We start from the raw sequence: 16593 nt of genomic DNA, 5'->3' as shown, positions 1-16593 counted from the left end.
CGTTTTTGGAGTCGATTAGTTTTGGTAAAAATGAATCGATTAAGTTAAAATTAACCGAAAATCGGCCTGTTGTTTTTGTCATATAGAATAGTGGAATTGACCGCAGGCGGTCTTTGTAATCAGGTTTATGCGAACGTTAATTTCACACATTATGAATACTAAATTAATTACCCTGATGTTAGCTGGAATGCTCGGTCATTCACAGGCATCTCTTGTAAGTCACTGGACCATGGATGATACGTCCGGCGATGTGCTCACTGATAGTAGTGGCAATGGCAACGAGGCGACGAGCACTGGTCACAATGATGGAATCAATCTTGCTCAAGGAGGTGTTAGCAGTTCTTCAGTGGGATTTGATGGTACTGGCTATTACGAAGATTCTAATGCGGCCTATGCTTCGACTTCATTTACTATTTCATTTTGGATAAAGATGGAGGAGACAACATTGGATGAGTTTCGCACACCTGTCTCTAATAGAGGTGATGGGAGTAGTGGATTTATTTTTTACAGAAAAACGGGCACGGATACATTCAGTTTCTGGGCCTGGGATAATAATCTGGGAAATAGTGGGAAGTGGAATCAACAGGATTTCACAATATCAGACTTCACTCAGTGGTATCAAGTAGTTGGTAGTTATGACGAGGCCACAGGAACCAAAACATTTTATCTCATTGGTGCTGATGGAAGTTGGGATGATCGCCAAATTCTCACAAATACTGATGTAGACTATCTTGCGAATACGGATAACGAGGGCTTGGCCATTGGTGCACGTGGTCTCGATGGTAGTATGCCTTTTGGTGGGGGCGGAGAGCAATTCATTGATGACGTGCAGTTTTACGATCACGCACTCAGTGAGGAAGAAGTAGAGTTCTTGTACAACAACCCAGGTTTGTCTGTTGTGCCTGAGCCTAGTTCACTAACATTGATGGGGGTAGGACTAGCTTCTTTAGTTGTACGAAGACGCAGATAGACAGTCGGATAATAATTTTTTCGAACAAAATGAACGGCATGGCTATATTCTAGCGATGCCGTTTTTTTGTTTTTTGAGCAGTGGAGAAATGCGATTGATTCTCACTAGCTTTTCATTTCTGGCGATTGATTCTCAATAGCTAAGCCGTCTGTGCATGGATTTGCATTTGGTGTGATTTACTGACTTTTGATTAGCTGGAATCGCTCAGTGGCCGTATGTTTGGCTAAATTATCAATGGCAATGGGCGAGACAGAGCAAGGTAGAGGTGATGGGCTAAATGATAGCTTAGCTGAGGAGAGGTTGCGTGATTTCATGTACGATGAACCGCAGCTGGAGGCTTTAGAAATTTCACAGAAAAATAAGCAGGTGCGTTTTGCCACGGTTGGCGAGATCGATGAAGTCGAGCTGCGTCATCGCATTGAGTTGGTGCTGCGAGAGATGGAGGAGCGGTTCGGCCAGCTTGGGAAGCTGCATCTATCATCAGATGCTAGAATGCGTGTCCGCAGTGACGATGAATCACTATTGATAGAAAAACCAACATGCCCGACTGCCGCTCAGCTGATGGTTTGGCGTGAGGTGGCCTGGCCTAGTGAGTTGCGCCAGGAAGATGATGAAGACGAATGGCGTGAAATGGCGGTATTTGCTGCCATCTGTGGTGCCGCGGGCCTGACTGGCTATGTGCTGGGCTACATGGAAATGGTGCCTCAGTGGGTATCGGTTCTTTGTTATGTGATTGCTATGTTAGTAGGTGGCTGGGATGCCGCTCAGGATACTTGGCAGCTGCTGAAAAAACGCCAGCTAGATATTCACTTCCTCATGTTAGCAGTTGCTGTTGGCGCGTCATCCGTTGGCGCTTGGGGCGAAGGGGCTCTATTGTTATTCTTATTTTCCAGCTCGGGGGCGATGGAGCATTTTGCACTCTATCGCACGCGTCGCGAGATCAATTCGCTTTTCACCGCAGCTCCTAAAGAAGCGCTGGTAGTGGATGAAAATGGCGCCGAACACGCGCTTGCGGTGGATAAAATCCAGCCGGGTGCGGTAGTTAAGGTGCGTCCAGGCGATGTGTTTCCGCTAGATGCTGAAATTATTTCAGGAGAAACGGCGGCTGATGAATCGAACTTAACTGGTGAGGCGACTCCAGTACAGAAGCAGCTAGGCGATGAAGTCTACGGCGGAACTCTAAATCTATGGGGGGCAGTGAAGGCTATTGTTAGAAAGCGCGCATCAGAAAGTTCGCTGCAGAAGATCATCCGCCTGATCCAACATGCGCAGGCTAGTAAGGCGCCATCACAGAGTTTTACAGATCGATTTGGCTCCGGCTATACGGTCTTGGTGCTAAGCATCACAACCGCGATGTTTTTTGTTTGGTGGTTAGGTTTTGGTGTTGCCCCCTTTGAGTCGACCGAGAGTTCTTATTCTGCCTTTTACCGTGCCATGGCATTATTAGTTGTTGTTAGCCCCTGCGCCTTGGTTTTGTCCATTCCTTCTGCGATTCTAGCAGCTATTGCTTGGGGGGCCAAACATGGTGTGCTCTTTCGTGGTGGCGCTGCGGTGGAAAAGCTAGCTGAAATCGATGTGGTGGCGCTCGATAAGACGGGCACGCTCACGACTGGCGCGCTGCAAGTCGAGGAATTGGTGAGCTATCCAGCTGGCCATGAAAATAGAATGCTTGAGCTGGCATGTGCGTTGGAGGCCAATTCCACTCACCCTATCGCTAGAGCCATCATCGACTATGGTAAATCTCAACAAGTAGCCGAGGTGGAATTGAAAAATTTCCAATCACTAACTGGCATGGGCGTGCGTGGTGTGGCTGAGGAAGGTGAGGTGATGTTGGGTCGTCGAGATTTACTGCTAGATGGACCACTCAGCCAGCTGGTAGAGAGTGCGCCCGAGCCACCAGTGGGCCATACTGAAGTGTGGATGATCACGCCTGAAGCCGCTGGCAGGTTCCTGCTGCGCGATGAAATCCGCAGTAGCTCACGGTCTGTGCTGGCTAGTCTCAAGCATATGGGCGTGCATCCAGCGATGCTAACAGGTGATCGCATAGAGGCCGCGCATGAGGTGGCCAATGAACTTGGTCTGGAAGAAGCTGACGTACACGCTGGGCTTTTTCCTGAGGATAAGGTGGCGCTGATTCAGCGTTATACTAGCGAGGGAAGAAAAGTAGCCATGGTAGGTGACGGCGTGAATGACGCACCGAGTCTAGCAGCGGCTTATGTTTCTGTGGCGATGGGTGGGCGCGGCAGTGATGCGGCGCTGGAGCAGAGCGAGGTGGTTTTGATGAATGACCGTATCGAAGGTTTTCTCGATGCCCTAGCGCTGAGTAAAAAAGCGCGGCGCATTATTAGGCAGAACTTGGTCATCAGCCTTGGAACGGTCATCCTGATGTTAGTGATCGCGCTGTTTGGTGCCTTGCCGCTCAGTTTGGGGGTATTTGCTCACGAGGGCAGCACGGTGTTGGTATGCCTGAATAGCTTGAGGTTATTATTTTCCAGAAGTTGATTCGCTAGATGGTTGTAGCTAGCCAGACAGCTATTTGTTTGTCTCTTTACGGAAATTTCTGGGTGATGAGCCGGTGAATTTTTTGAAGATGATAGAGAAATGTTGGCTGCTTTCAAATCCAGCGAGAACGCATACCTCGGCGATAGGAAGCTCGGTTTGTTTGAGTAGCCGCTGGGCTTCAGCGATGCGCAGGCTATTGACAAAGGCCATGGTAGAGAAGCCGGTGTGTTGTTTGATTAGCTGGTTGAGCTGGCTCTTGCCGTAGCCGCTGATGGATTCGAGGTCGCTGAGTTGCCATCGGTGAGAGAGGTCCTCGTTGATCTTCTCCTCTAAGAGCGGGATGAAATCATCAGCTGAGGTGGTGGTGGGCGCCTTGCTGAGTATGTCGGCATAATGAAATAACAGATTGTCTAATGCTCGGTTGACTATCTGTGAGCGAAACGGGTGCTCCATCTGGATGGCGTTCATGAGTTGGTCGATCAGTTCGCCTAGAAATGGGGTGATGTTGATGTGCGGACGCGGGCTATTTTTTAGTATTTCTCCGATCCATTTTTGCTCGGCGTTTGTCAGCTGGCTCCAGCTGCCTAACTTGAGGTTTTGGCTGGGTGAAAATGATTCTACTTTGATGACTAACCAGCCTAATTCGCCGCGCGTAATGTAGCCAAGTGGTGAGCCATGGAGCTGCCACGGGAGTGTGAAGCTGCTGGTGTTAGGGTAAAGGTCGTAGGTTTTATCAACGATTTGCCACTGAAAGTGACCTTTGTAGATGAAGCAGAGCTCGATGCCATCGTTGAGATGCATGGGCAGGGGGATCTTAGATGAGTCGTAAATATCGATGTGCCCCAAGACGTCGATATGGGGGAAATCAGTAAGTTCAGGGTCATCTTGGTTGAATCGATAAAACTCACCCGTGTTTTTCATGCAAAGTTTATCATATTTCCACTGGAGTCCTGTCAACTAGATTCCTGTGGCCTCGGCGTATTGTATGATGTATGTTTATGGTGGCAGTGATTGGGCTGTGGCATGAATGTAAAAATCTAATGAATATGAAAACGCGATATTTATGGCTCGTTGTCTCGATGATGACGATAATGGCCAGCTCGATTATGGCTAAGGGGAGACTAACAATGGATCTATCCGGCAATGGCTGGAAGGTATGGATGGATGAAGACGCTAAATGGCAGGACGATCAAATCTGGCTGCCTAACGAAGTGAATTTGGATTCCATGCCAGTGAATCCACCAACTGGTGGCTGGAACGTTCCAGCTGAGCAAGGTAAGGATGCGGCTGTTCCTGGCTGTGTGGAAGAATACTATGGCGGTGGGGTGAATACCAATCGCTACCACGGTGTGAGTTGGTTCACGCGTGAGTTTGATGTGCCAGCTGACTGGCAGGGCAAGGTGGTTCGCCTGATGGTGGAAAAAGCCAGACTGCGCTGTGAGATTTATGTCAATGGTAAGCTCGCTGCCTACGATGTGATGGCTGAAGTGCCATTCGATTTTGAGATCGAAAAACATCTCAAATACGGTGAGAAAAACCAAATTGCAGTCAGACTAACGAACCCAGGTGGTAGCCGTGGCTGGCAGGATTTCCCTGCTATTCCTTGGAAACCGGGCATGGACTGGAACTTCAACGACTGTAAATACCATTTCCCAAATACTCACGATTTCGCTGGCATTGGTCACATCAACCTAATCGCTAACGATAAGGTGCGGGTGAATCACGTCTTTGTGAAAAACCTGCTGCCAGCTAAAGCTAACAACATTGAGCTGATGGTAAACCTTGGTTGTAAATACCCAATTTGGTTTGCTAAGCGCGTCAATCTAACTGCAGAATTCATCGATCCAAAAACGAATGAAGTATTGCTGACGGAGAAGCGAATTTATTCATCCGAAACAGGCAACTTTGATGTGAGCTTGTTCACGTCCCTACCAGAGGCCAAGCAATGGTCACCAGATGATCCTAACCTCTATCTCTGCCGCGTTACTATTGAAGGGAAGTCGTTCAAAGACGTGCACGAGCAGACATTTGGCCTACGTACTTTTGAGGTTAAAGAGGCAGCTAACAGAGACCATCACTACTATCTAAATGGTGAGCGTTTCCGTATGAAGTCAGCTACGGATTGGGGTTTTTATGCATTTACAGGTTTCTATGCGACACCGGAAATGGCCAAGCGTAGTGTGGAAAATGCCAAGGCTATTGGCCACAACGCAATCAGCCACCACCGCCGTATCGGTGAGCCATTGATTTATGAATATTCTGATAAGTTAGGTCTCGCATTGCACGCTGAGCCAGGAGGCTTCCGTGATGGTAATGCATGGACTGACAAGATCAACGTTGAGCGCTGTAGACGTATGGCTCTGCGTGATCGTAACCACCCATCAGTAATGATGTACTGCCTGATGAATGAAAGCAATGTGTGGACTCCAGCTCGCGAGGAGGCACTGCGTGAGATCAATCGCATCGACCCAACTCGTTTGATCATCAATACGAGTGGCTCGCAGTTCCCTGAAAGAGGACAGACTGATTATGAGAAATTTCACATCAAACACATTCGTCCTTACGAAACAGAAATCCGCGACGATTATTTAGATGTACACAATGCTGGGAACACAGGTGGACGTTTCCCTGAGACGGACTTCTTTGCCACCACACGCATGCATGTTCCTGATAAACCATTCTTTGCTGGCGAGGTAATCTCTAGCACAGGCCCAAGAAACTGGGTAGAAACGATGGAGATGAGAGATCGTCTTCCTGGCCCTAAGCGCGATGGTTTTGACGCTAACATTTATGTTGAGAACCACAAGAAGCAGGTAGCTGGATTTACTGACTGGAACCTCAGCGAAGTGGGTAGCCGAAACATCAAGACCGCTGGTGATATCAGTGTTCAAGCTGGTCGAGGGCTGATGTACATGGCTGGTAGACACGGTCAGGTTTCTATGGTTAACGATACAAGTGAAGGGTTTGCCATCAATGGCTGGTCGCCTGGACCAATGTCATACGGCATGGGCTGGGACTGGGAATCAGCTCTCTGTGATGCAGCTCGTTACCTCAAGGGGCCAGCTGAAGATTATGCTGTTTGGGTGCGCCCTGCACAGATTGCTATTTTCCGTGAGTCAGATCATTTGCCAGAAAATCGTGTCAATGAAGCCAAGTACCTCAAGCCAGGTGAAACCGCCTTGTTTGAGCTCAACCTGATCAACGAAGGGGTGATTCCAGCTGGCGAGTACACGATGAAAATTAAAGTGCTAGATGGAGCTGGAAAAGACACAGGTTTCAGCGAAGTTAGAAAAGTATCTGTTGAAGGTGGTGATCGATTTGCTCAAGGGCTAGATCCACTGAGTGTAGAAATTTCCCCTAACTGGCGTGGTGGATACCTTACTGTAGAAGCTGAATTGCTGCAGGGCGATCAGGTATTTGCCGACGGTTGTGAGCAAGTATTAGTACAAAACCGCGCTTCTTATAGCAGCCAGGTAAAAGGCAAAAAAGGTACCGTTTGGGGTGTTCCTCCTGCAGAGGACGCACTCAAAGAAGCTGGTGCGACATTGCTTCCGCTGGATGCGAAAGAGAAGTTAGATTACATCGTCGTTGGGGGCGTGATGCCAGCTAAGTTGGCAGCCAAAGCGCTCGATCGTGTGAAGAATGAAGGCGCATTGATGGTTGTTGAATTTGATGGCAACTGGGCCAAGCACCTTCACGATCTCGGTGTACTTAGTGAGCCAGTAACCGAATGGGGCGGCACACAAACCAACAAATGGTACGGCAATGGTTGGGGGTACCTCGATCACTTTGTTGGAGATCTAGCTTATCCAGGTAAAACCACTATTTCTACAAATAGCTGGGAAGTGCCTGCGGATCCTGTTGGTTTCTATCCATTTGCTAGTGAGCATAAGTTAGGTGTCTACGGCTTGCACATGGCTAGACCGTGGCTGTCTGATCAGGAGCCTAAAGATCACGATAAAAGCATGCGCATGCCTACACTCACTGTATTGCTTGGCTCTATTGAGTATGGCAAAGGCATGATTTTAGTGAACCCAGCCTATCACATGAAGGCTGATAATAGCTTCAATGATATGCTCTTCTTCAATATGCTAGAAATGGGCTGCGAAGGAAACTTCTAATCATTTAGCGGAGAGAAGATGAAAAAATACGTATTGGCTCTAGCAATTTTATGCCAAGCTAGCTGGTCTGCGGCAGATCGCCCCAACATATTACTCATATTATGTGATGATGTGGGCACGGGTGACCTGCGCGCCTATAACAATAGGGAAACTAATCCAGATGGCATTTTGCCGCCTGAGCTACCCACCTTGTCTAGGCTAGCTGAGCAGGGCATGACCTTTCTAGATGCCAATACACCAGCGGCGCTGTGTGCGCCTAACCGTTACTCTCTGATGACGGGAAATTATGTGTGGCGCGGGCGCGATGCGTCTGGCAGCTGGCACTTTAATCGGGGATCACAGATACTGGCTGGGCAACTGACATTACCTAGCCTACTGCAAAAACGTGGCTACCATACGGCGATGTTTGGCAAGTCGCATCTAGGTGGCCGTGTTTGGCCTAAAAACCCACTGCCAGAAGGTGAGCAGGATTATACAAAAATTACTAACTGGGATGAGGGCAGGCCAGCTGGAAACAAACAGGCTGGTGATGAGAAGGCATTTGATTATTTCAATGCAGACTTCACGAGGCCTTTGCCAGATGGCGTTAATGATCATGGATTTGATTACAGCTTCATCAGCCAAGGTGGCATTCAGGATTCTCCGTATATGTGGTTTGAAAATGGCCTGCCATACGGAGTGGATGATCCCGCTGATCCGCAGAAAAGCTTTGTTTTCCATCCAGGTGGGAGAACAGAAAATGCTAACGGCGTAGCTGAAATCTGGGGCTGGCAAGCTGGTTACGGCGTGCCGTCATGGAAGTCTAACGAGGTCGGCATTGAGATGACACAAAAGGCGCTAGACTTTATTGATAGGCATCATGAGGAAAACCAACGCGACCAGCAAGATAGGCCGTTTTTCATCCATTTTTGTACCGAGGCGGTGCATCAGCCGCATACGCCTCCGCTATCATTCATGGGTGTGCCAGTAGCTGGACAAACTGAATCTGCACATGGTGATATGCTTTTGCAGATAGATCTCATGGTCAGCCAGCTGGAGCAAAAGCTATTAGCTAAAGGCTTGCTAGAAAATACATTGATCATTTTCACTAGCGACAATGGTGGTCTGAGACCAAGGGAGTCGCGTAGTAAGCATCTGTCTAATTATGGATTGCGGGAAAACAAAGCGCTTATCTGGGAGGGCGGGCATCGCATTCCACTGATTATGAAATGGGGTGACGGGACTGCTGGGGGATCAAAAATTTCTCCAGCTAGCCGAGCACCGCAATTTGTTGCTCTGCAGGATATTTACCCCACACTAGCTGAAATTGTTGGGCAAGAGGTGCCTGCTGGCCAAGCGGTGGATAGCATTGGCTTTTCTGAACTCGTGCTAGCGGAAAATCCAGCTGGATTACCGGCGCGCCGACATGAGCAAGCGATGACTGGTATCATGGATGTGGATTTCCCTAACGAGAAATATCAATCTCATAAAGCGCTGCGGTCAAATGGCTGGAAGTTGATCACTGATAATGACTATGAACCTGTCTTCTTGTGCAACTTGAAGCTGGATCCGATGGAGCAGGAGAACTTGCTAGATAACCCTGAGCACGCAGGTCGGGTGGCCGCTATGATCAAGCGGCTGCGTGAGGAAATGGCCACTGAGTGAGATTAGTTTTCCAAGTTAGATTAGTTTGAAATGTAGGCCAGCTAGTCCGCTAGCTGGGTTTGCTGTGTATTTTCACCGCCTCTGAGCTCTGGGTTCCATACCCACTCAGGGGTTTGGGTTTTCTTGGCGTAGTTAGTGAGCTTTTCAGTGATCATCGCTGCCAGGCTGGGAACGTTTTGCTGGCTAGCTGGGATGGCGTATTTTTTGTAAAACAATTTGGCCTGTTCCGATTGCTCGCCATCTCTGGTAGAGGTCATGGCATGATCACAGAACTTGATCAGATCGGCAGCTTCTTGTTTGAGTTGTTTGCCGTAATCGCTGGTAGAGAAATTGGCAAAATCTAGCTGCAGGTGATCGAGCGACTTGCGAAATATTTCTGCGTGATTGATGTCTGGCTCATGACTCGAACATCCTTCGCCGCCAAGGAGGTAGCCTAGCTTGAAGACGATGCCAGCGGCGACGGCATTGTCTAACTTTTTATCTAGCTGATCTGCAGCTAGGCTAGCTGGAATTAGAGCTAAGGCGGTGATGATGCTGATGACGGTTTTCATAATTTGCTAGTGTTGTAAGAATTTCTGATAGATTCGCGGCTGAGGATGACAAAGGTGAAGATGCCGAGCGCGGAGCCGATGGGAAAAGAGAAGAAGTTGAGAATGGCGATGATGAATGAGAATGTACGGTTTTTGTTAGCTTTGATGAAGCTGGCTGAGAGAATGTTGCCGATAGCTAGCGCGATCGTTAGAATGAAAGCGATGACAAAGAATGTAGCTGGCAGTGCTGGTGTGAGGCCAAAGGTGGGTTCGGGAGATATGGCAGCCGAGAGGGTCATCTCAGCGGCTTGTCTTTGCATGTTAAAGAATTGCGATCCAATGAGGGTGAAGGAAATGCCCTGTAACAAAATGAGTGCCGCCCAGACGTAGTGGCAGGTGGAGAGGATTTTCAGCTGATCGCGGTCTTTATTGGTGAGTGATTTCATTATTAACTATGAAATCTGAAGAATTTTTATTCTTTAGTCGAGCCAATAGTTAGGTTGCCGTTTATGATGGGCAATGGCAGCAATTTCTATGGTTGCTTCATCTAGCTGGTGGAAGATGATGCTGTATGGGAATCGCTGCATGACTTTGCGGCGATAGGGTGGGCTCGCAATGGGCCAGAAATTTGGGAATTCAAGGATGTCTTGCTCGGCAACTTTTAGAGCCTGATAGAACTCTGCGGCAATTTTTTTGTCACCAGATTCCTGCTCAATGTAGTAGTTCATCGCAGCTAGGATGTCAGCTTTCGCTTCTGGCAGATAGTGAAGATGCATTACTCTAGCAGGGCTTCGATTTCTCGGTGCACTTGAGTTTGTGAGATAGGTTGAGACTCACCGCTACGACGTTTCTGCACGCGGCGATCAATCTCTACGAGCCACTCGTCGCTGAGAGGGAGCTCTCGCTGAAGGCTGAGGAGAAGTTTCTCAACCAGCAATGTTTTGTCTTCAGTAGACAAGTTCATGGCGTGGTCGAAAATGTCGGCGGCCGTGTTCATGATGCAAATATGCCACCGCTGAGGTGAGTTTTCCAGCTCGATCTTATTTCCAGCTGGCTGGATGGCAGCTCAGAGCGAAGGCCAGATGGAGCCGACGCCGATGACAAAGAGGATGAGGTAGGCGAGCTGGCTGAGTCTTGGGCGCGAGATGCGGTTGCCGATGGGGTGGCCAATTTTTTGCCCGAGGTAGACGAGCGGTAGGAAACAAAGACCGATGAGCACATCGTGGATAACTTGGCTACCGAGGGTGGCGGCGAGTAGCACGAGCTGGAAGGGAATGCAGATGGCGAAGGTGGCAAAGAGCAGGCCGCGGATGCGTTTGGTTTCCCAGTCGTGAGCCATTGCCCAGATGACGATGGGCGGGCCGCCCATGCCGGAGATGCCAGAGAGTAGGCCGCTGAGTGAGTAGCTAGCCCAGGTCCAGCCAGCGGCTATTTTTGGCTGTGGCTTGGGCCGCAGTAGGAGCTGCATGGCGAGGATGGAGCAGAGGATAATGCCCAGCCAGAGCTGCATGCTGGAGCGGTCTAGCTCGATGAGCTGGAACATGAGGGCCATGCCAGCTAGGGTGGTGACGCCGCGGATGGCGCAACCTTTGAGTACTAGTTTCCACGGTACGTACTGGCGTAGTTTGTAGGCGCCGGTGGACGACTGGAAGAGCGAGCAGGTGCCAACGAGAACTAGCGCGCTGGGCAATGGCAGGCCGAGCCAGACGAGTAGTGGTGTGGCATAGAGTGCGTAGCCAAAGCCGACGGCGCTCTGGGCGGCGCTGGATAGGCAGAGGATAATGCCAGCGATGAGGATGTGGGCCACGTCCATGATGGCTTTATTGATCTGGAGAGAAAGAATGCGAGTATTTAAACAATGTTTCTTTCTTCTGGGTGTTTGATTTCCAGCTGGTTCTGAATTTACAGATGGAGTGATGGGATGATGGATCCCACGCCGATGGAGAACAGCAGCAGGTAGGCAAATTGGCTGAGCCTTTTGCGGGAGATTTTGTTGCCAATCGGGTGGCCAATTTGCGCGCCAATGAAGGCGAGCGGCAGGCAGCACAGGCCGATGAGGAAGTCGTGCATGGCGTGTTTGCCAATGGTGGCGGTGAGCAAGATGAGCTGCAGGGGAATGCACACGGTGTAGATGGCAAACATCAGCCCGCGAATGCGTTTGGTATCCCAGTCGTGCGCCATCATCCAGATGACGATGGGTGAGCTGCCCATGCCACAGGTGCCAGCGAGTAGCCCGCTGAGGCTGAAGCTGGCCCATCCCCAGCCAGCGGCGACGTGCTCACGTGGTTTGGGGCGCGCGACGATGCGTATCAGCAGCAGAACGCAGAGGATGATGCCGAGGTAGAGCTGCAAGGTGGGCTGGCTCATGCCAATGAGTACAAACATCAGGGTGACGCCGAGCATGGTGGCGATGGAGCGGATCGCACAGCCTTTGAAGACGATTTTCCACGGAATGTGTTCGCGTAGTTTGTAGGCTCCCGTGCTAGCTTGAAAGAGTGAGCACGAGGCAACGATGATCATCGCTGTGGGTAGGGGAACGCCCAAACAGACGAGTAATGGGGTGGCAAATAATGCGTACCCAAATCCAACGGCACTCTGCGCGGCGCTGGATAAGCAGAGAATAATGGCTGCTAAGCTAAGATGTAGCGCGTCCATGTGGCGCGCTATAGATCAAACGACTGGTAATTGCTAGACTAATAAAGAATTAAGATTCACGAATAATTCACGCTCAGTTGTTCTAGCTGGTTGACGAATCGTTGGTTCGAGTGATAAACAAACGACCGTAGCTAGTGCTTATTGATTCTTAGAATTATTCTAATTTAGACTTGCGTCTGGTGTGGGCATGGGTAAGTTGCCCCGCCGATGAGTTACAGCACAACCAATAACGATGCGAGTGAAATTCCTAAGATTAAAGGCTTAAGGATGACCAAGCAGCGTGCCGAGGTATACCGTGTGCTGATGGGGCATACGGACCACCCGACTGCCAACGAGGTCTACGACCATGCACGTAAAAACATGGACGGAATTTCACTGGCGACGGTGTACAACTGCCTAGAAGTATTGGTGGATCATGGAGCGGTGAAGCAGGTCAATTTTGACCGTGAGCCATCGCGCTACTGCCCCAATTTGGTTGACCATGGCCATTTTCATGATCAAACCACGGGTGTGATTCACGATGTGCCGCTCAAGCCGGGAGTCAAGTTATCAGATTTCCTCGACTTGCCAGCGGGCTGTGAAATCCGCGACATGGAGATCACGTTGCGAGGCACCCTTTCTCATCAGATTTCCCACTAGAAAAACAATCTTACAAAAAGAAACTAAAAAGCACACACTTATGAGCCTTATCATTAATGATCTGCATGCCGGTATCGAAGATATGCCTATCCTCAAAGGACTCAACCTTGAGATCCCTAAAGGAGAAGTTCACGCCATTATGGGACCAAACGGTTCTGGCAAATCTACCCTTTCCAAAGTGATCACTGGCCACGACACCTACGAGGTGGCTAGCGGTTCTGTCACTATGGACGGTGAAGATCTTCTCGAAATGGAAGTCGACGAGCGCAGCCGCGAAGGTGTGTTCCTCGCATTCCAGTACCCAGCAGAAGTTCCTGGTGTGTCTAATGCCAACTTCATCCGTGCGGCTATGGAAGCACGCCAGCCAGAAGGCGAAGAGCTGGACGCTGTAGCTTTCTACAAGAACCTCTACGCGAAGATGGACATCCTCGACATGGACCGCAAATTCACCTCACGTGCGGTGAACGAAGGGTTCTCCGGTGGTGAGAAAAAGCGTAACGAAATCCTGCAGATGATGATGCTTGAGCCTAAGTACTGCATCCTCGATGAGACTGATTCTGGCCTCGACATCGATGCCCTCAAGATCGTTGCTCGCGGCGTGAATGCCATGCGTACTACTGAGCGTGGATTCCTCGTCATCACTCACTACCAGCGCCTGCTCGACTACATCCAGCCAGACGTTGTGCACGTGATGGCTGACGGAAAAATCGTCAAGTCTGGCGGCAAAGAGCTCGCACTCGAGCTGGAAGCCAGCGGCTACGATTTCCTCAAAGCTGACGACCTCGTTGGCGCCTAACCACCAACCCAAACAAAACAATGAGTGAGACATCTGTCATTGACCAAGAAACCCATGACGCGATCGACGTTGATCGCAGCAAGGGCGACTTCAGCTACCCAGAGAATCATAAGTTCGACGCGGGTGTTGGGCTTACTGAGGCCACAGTTGACTACATCTGTGATGTAAAAAGCGACCCAGACTGGGTGCGTGAATTCCGCCACAAGGCACTGAAAACATTCTGGGACAAACCAAATCCAACTCACTGGGCTAGCAAAGAGCTCGACGAGATCGATTTTGATAAAATCCGCTACTACCTGTCAGACGGTGCGCGTCCAAAAAGATCATGGGACGATGTGCCTGACGAAATCAAAGAGACATTCGAGCGCCTCGGCGTGCCAGAGCAAGAGCGTGCGTTCCTCGCAGGTGTAGAAGCTCAGTACGACTCAGAAGCAGCTTATTCCAACGTCAAAGAAGAGCTGGAAAAAGATGGTGTGATCTTTGTAAACTCAGCTGAAGGACTCAAGGAGCACGAAGAAATTTTCCGCCCATGGTTTGGCAAAGTCATTCCTACTGGCGACAATAAATACTCAGCGCTCAACAGCGCGGTATTCTCAGGTGGCTCATTCATCTACATCCCTAAGGGACTCAAGGTGAAGCACCCACTGCAGGCCTACTTCCGCATTAACTCAGAAAACTTCGGCCAGTTTGAGCGTACGCTCATCATCGCTGACGAAGGCTCCGAGCTGATGTACATGGAAGGGTGTACTGCGCCTAAGTTTGAAACTTCTACCCTGCACTCAGCTGTGGTGGAGCTGGTCGCTATGAAAGGCGCCAAAATCCAGTATGTCACCGTGCAAAACTGGAGCTCAAACGTGTTCAACCTAGTGACCAAACGTGGCATCGCTCACGAAGATGCAGAGATCCGCTGGATCGACTGTAACATTGGCTCAGGCTTGACCATGAAGTACCCAGGTGTGGTGATGAAAGGCGAGCGCGCTCGCGGCGAAGTGATTTCTATCGCGCTGGCTAATACTGGCCAGAGCCAAGATACCGGCGCTAAGATGATCCACGCAGCGGACAATACCACCTCAAACGTGGTATCCAAATCCATCTCTGTGGGTGAAGGTCGTTCCACATACCGTGGTCAGGTGCACATTCCTAAGCACCTCAAAGGCTGCAAAAACAATACCGAGTGTGATGCTCTGCTGATCAACGCAAACAGCTGCACCGATACTTATCCAGCCATCACCGTGCGCGGTAACAAGCACGTCACTCAGCACGAGGCCAGTGTGAGCCAAGTATCTGAAGACATGCTCTACTACATGCAGCAGCGTGGTATTTCCGAAGGGGCTGCCATGTCACTAGCGGTGAACGGATTCATCAACGATCTGGCGCAAGAATTCCCGATGGAGTACTCCGTCGAGCTGAAGCGACTCATCGAGCTCGAAATGGAAGGTAGCGTTGGCTAATCGCATTCTTCGCCAGCTAGCTGGCGAAGGCATCATCATATTGATTCAAATTTTAATTGTCCGAAATGACTACATCGACACTTCCGCAGTGGTTTGCCGCAGCTCAACAAGAAGCCTGGGAAACTTACCAATCACTGCCTACACCTAACCGTAAACACGAAACTTGGAGATTCTCAAACCTCAAGCAGCTTGACTTCGACGGCATCCAATTTGCCGCCACAGAAAAGCTCGACCTCGAGGTGCCTGCAGACCTTCCAGCTGGCGTGATTTGCCTGCCATTGCTTGAGGCTCTTGAAAAGCACAGCGATCTGGTAGAAAAATACTTCATGCAGAATGCAGCGGAGCTCGGCTCAGCCAAGTACGCAGCGCTGCACCGCGCTAAGCTCACTAACGGTCTGTTTGTCTACGTGCCTGCTAACGTGCAAGTGGAGAAGCCAATCAAGGTGACTCACACTGTAGCTGGAAAAAACACAGCGATCTGCCCACACACATTGATTGTCACCGAGACTGGTGCCAAAGTGAGCGTGGTAGATAAGTTTGTAAGCGCAGATGAAGAAGCTGGTATTTGTATCGCGGTAAACGATCTCATTGCTGGTGATAACTCTGAGCTCAACTACGTTGCCATCCAGGATCTCAACGAGCAGAGCCGTATGATCCAGATCAATGATACAACAGTGAGCCGCGACGCTCGTGCCAAAGCATTCACGCTGAATATCGGCGCTGCTTGGGCTCGTAACGAAGCCTACAGCCGCATGATTGGTGAAGGCGCGCATTCAGACATGCTTTCCGTAGGTATTCCTTACGGTACTCAGCAGTATGACCAGCGCACCTACCAGCACCACGCTGTGCCGCACACCTACAGTGATCTGCTTTACAAAAATACCCTCTACGCAAATTCCAAGTCTGTATTCTCTGGCTTGATTTTGGTAGACGCTGGCGCGCATTACACCGATGCTTATCAGACATGCCGCAACCTCATGATGGAAGATACCACTGAGGCCAACAGCATGCCTGGGCTGGAAATTAATGCCGACCAAGTAAAGTGCTCACACGGTAGCACCGCATCTCCAATCAACGATGACGAAATCAGCTACCTGCTAGCTCGTGGTATTCGCCCACGTGATGCTCGTCGTCTGATCGCTAAAGGATTCTCAGCTGAAGCCTACGAGCGCCTGAAAGACGCAGAACTCATCGACATCGTTCACGATGCGATCGAGGCGAAATTTGCCAGAATCGTCTAGCTGATGTAGATTTTAGCTACTTTCATAATACAAAAAAGCGTCTG

15 protein-coding genes are annotated in these 16593 nt (G+C 49.9%); 8 read left to right on the top strand and 7 right to left on the bottom strand.

The genetic code is table 11. The features are described 5' to 3' along the window. Nucleotides 1-151 precede the first annotated feature (151 nt). Both JIN82_RS14800 and JIN82_RS14795 read left to right on the top strand, forming a co-directional pair. The gene (locus tag JIN82_RS14800; RefSeq protein ID WP_200312442.1) at nucleotides 152-970 is read left to right on the top strand and encodes a LamG-like jellyroll fold domain-containing protein; all 819 of its coding nucleotides are present in this window, start codon (nucleotides 152-154) and stop codon (nucleotides 968-970) included. A gap of 219 nt (nucleotides 971-1189) precedes the next feature. After that, nucleotides 1190-3472 carry a heavy metal translocating P-type ATPase gene (locus tag JIN82_RS14795; protein ID WP_200312441.1) on the top strand — a complete coding sequence of 761 codons (2283 nt, stop codon included), beginning with the start codon at nucleotides 1190-1192 and terminating at the stop codon, nucleotides 3470-3472. 30 nt (nucleotides 3473-3502) lie between these two features. On the opposite strand, the gene JIN82_RS14790 is transcribed toward JIN82_RS14795, so the two are convergent. After that, on the bottom strand, nucleotides 3503-4393 hold the full coding sequence (locus JIN82_RS14790) for a helix-turn-helix domain-containing protein (protein ID WP_200312440.1): 891 nt from the start codon (nucleotides 4391-4393) through the stop codon (nucleotides 3503-3505). A 158-nt stretch (nucleotides 4394-4551) separates the two neighbouring features. On the opposite strand from JIN82_RS14790, the gene JIN82_RS14785 reads away from it, so the two are divergent. Then, entirely contained in the window at nucleotides 4552-7593 is a 3042-nt protein-coding gene (locus JIN82_RS14785) for a glycoside hydrolase family 2 protein (RefSeq protein WP_234042070.1), read from the top strand. Nucleotides 7594-7611: 18 nt separating this feature from the next. Beyond that, nucleotides 7612-9237, top strand: a complete 1626-nt coding sequence (locus tag JIN82_RS14780) for a sulfatase-like hydrolase/transferase (RefSeq protein WP_200312438.1) — start codon at nucleotides 7612-7614, stop codon at nucleotides 9235-9237. 41 nt (nucleotides 9238-9278) lie between these two features. Here the strand turns inward: JIN82_RS14780 and JIN82_RS14775 are convergent, their stop codons facing one another. From JIN82_RS14775 to JIN82_RS14750, 6 genes are all read right to left on the bottom strand, one after another. Beyond that, the gene (locus tag JIN82_RS14775) at nucleotides 9279-9788 is read right to left on the bottom strand and encodes a hypothetical protein (RefSeq protein WP_200312437.1); all 510 of its coding nucleotides are present in this window, start codon (nucleotides 9786-9788) and stop codon (nucleotides 9279-9281) included. Beyond that, nucleotides 9785-10213 (bottom strand): hypothetical protein, encoded by a 429-nt coding sequence (locus tag JIN82_RS14770; protein WP_200312436.1) that lies wholly within the window; start codon nucleotides 10211-10213, stop codon nucleotides 9785-9787. Before JIN82_RS14770 ends, JIN82_RS14775 begins: the two co-directional genes overlap by 4 nt. Before the next feature lie 33 nt (nucleotides 10214-10246). After that, a complete protein-coding gene (locus JIN82_RS14765; RefSeq protein WP_200312435.1) occupies nucleotides 10247-10543 on the bottom strand; it encodes a type II toxin-antitoxin system RelE/ParE family toxin in 297 nt (98 codons plus the stop codon). Then, nucleotides 10543-10764: an addiction module protein gene (locus JIN82_RS14760; RefSeq protein WP_200312434.1), complete on the bottom strand. Its 222-nt coding sequence runs from the start codon at nucleotides 10762-10764 to the stop codon at nucleotides 10543-10545. The genes JIN82_RS14765 and JIN82_RS14760 overlap by 1 nt, the downstream gene beginning before the upstream one ends. Before the next feature lie 69 nt (nucleotides 10765-10833). Then, entirely contained in the window at nucleotides 10834-11580 is a 747-nt protein-coding gene (locus JIN82_RS14755) for a sulfite exporter TauE/SafE family protein (protein WP_200312433.1), read from the bottom strand. Between the two features lie 89 nt (nucleotides 11581-11669). Then, nucleotides 11670-12422, bottom strand: coding sequence for a sulfite exporter TauE/SafE family protein (locus tag JIN82_RS14750; protein ID WP_200312432.1), 753 nt, complete (start codon nucleotides 12420-12422; stop codon nucleotides 11670-11672). 207 nt (nucleotides 12423-12629) lie between these two features. Here JIN82_RS14750 and JIN82_RS14745 point away from each other — a divergent pair, with 207 nt between their 5' ends. The 4 genes from JIN82_RS14745 to sufD all read left to right on the top strand — a co-directional run bounded on the left by JIN82_RS14745 (nucleotide 12630) and on the right by sufD (nucleotide 16549). Continuing rightward, a complete protein-coding gene (locus tag JIN82_RS14745; RefSeq protein WP_200312431.1) occupies nucleotides 12630-13061 on the top strand; it encodes a Fur family transcriptional regulator in 432 nt (143 codons plus the stop codon). Nucleotides 13062-13101: 40 nt separating this feature from the next. Further along, nucleotides 13102-13857 carry a Fe-S cluster assembly ATPase SufC gene (gene sufC / locus JIN82_RS14740; RefSeq protein WP_200312430.1) on the top strand — a complete coding sequence of 252 codons (756 nt, stop codon included), beginning with the start codon at nucleotides 13102-13104 and terminating at the stop codon, nucleotides 13855-13857. A 20-nt stretch (nucleotides 13858-13877) separates the two neighbouring features. Then, complete coding sequence (gene sufB, locus JIN82_RS14735; protein ID WP_200312429.1) at nucleotides 13878-15308, top strand: Fe-S cluster assembly protein SufB; 1431 nt, start codon at nucleotides 13878-13880, stop codon at nucleotides 15306-15308. Between the two features lie 65 nt (nucleotides 15309-15373). After that, nucleotides 15374-16549 (top strand): Fe-S cluster assembly protein SufD, encoded by a 1176-nt coding sequence (sufD, locus tag JIN82_RS14730; RefSeq protein ID WP_200312428.1) that lies wholly within the window; start codon nucleotides 15374-15376, stop codon nucleotides 16547-16549. Nucleotides 16550-16593: the final 44 nt, after the last annotated feature.

Source organism: Persicirhabdus sediminis (genome assembly GCF_016595495.1).
In the GTDB taxonomy this organism is placed as follows: Bacteria; Verrucomicrobiota; Verrucomicrobiia; order Verrucomicrobiales; family Akkermansiaceae; genus Persicirhabdus; species Persicirhabdus sediminis.
Note: the sequence above shows the minus strand (reverse complement) of the source record. Positions and strands in the feature narration are given on the sequence as shown.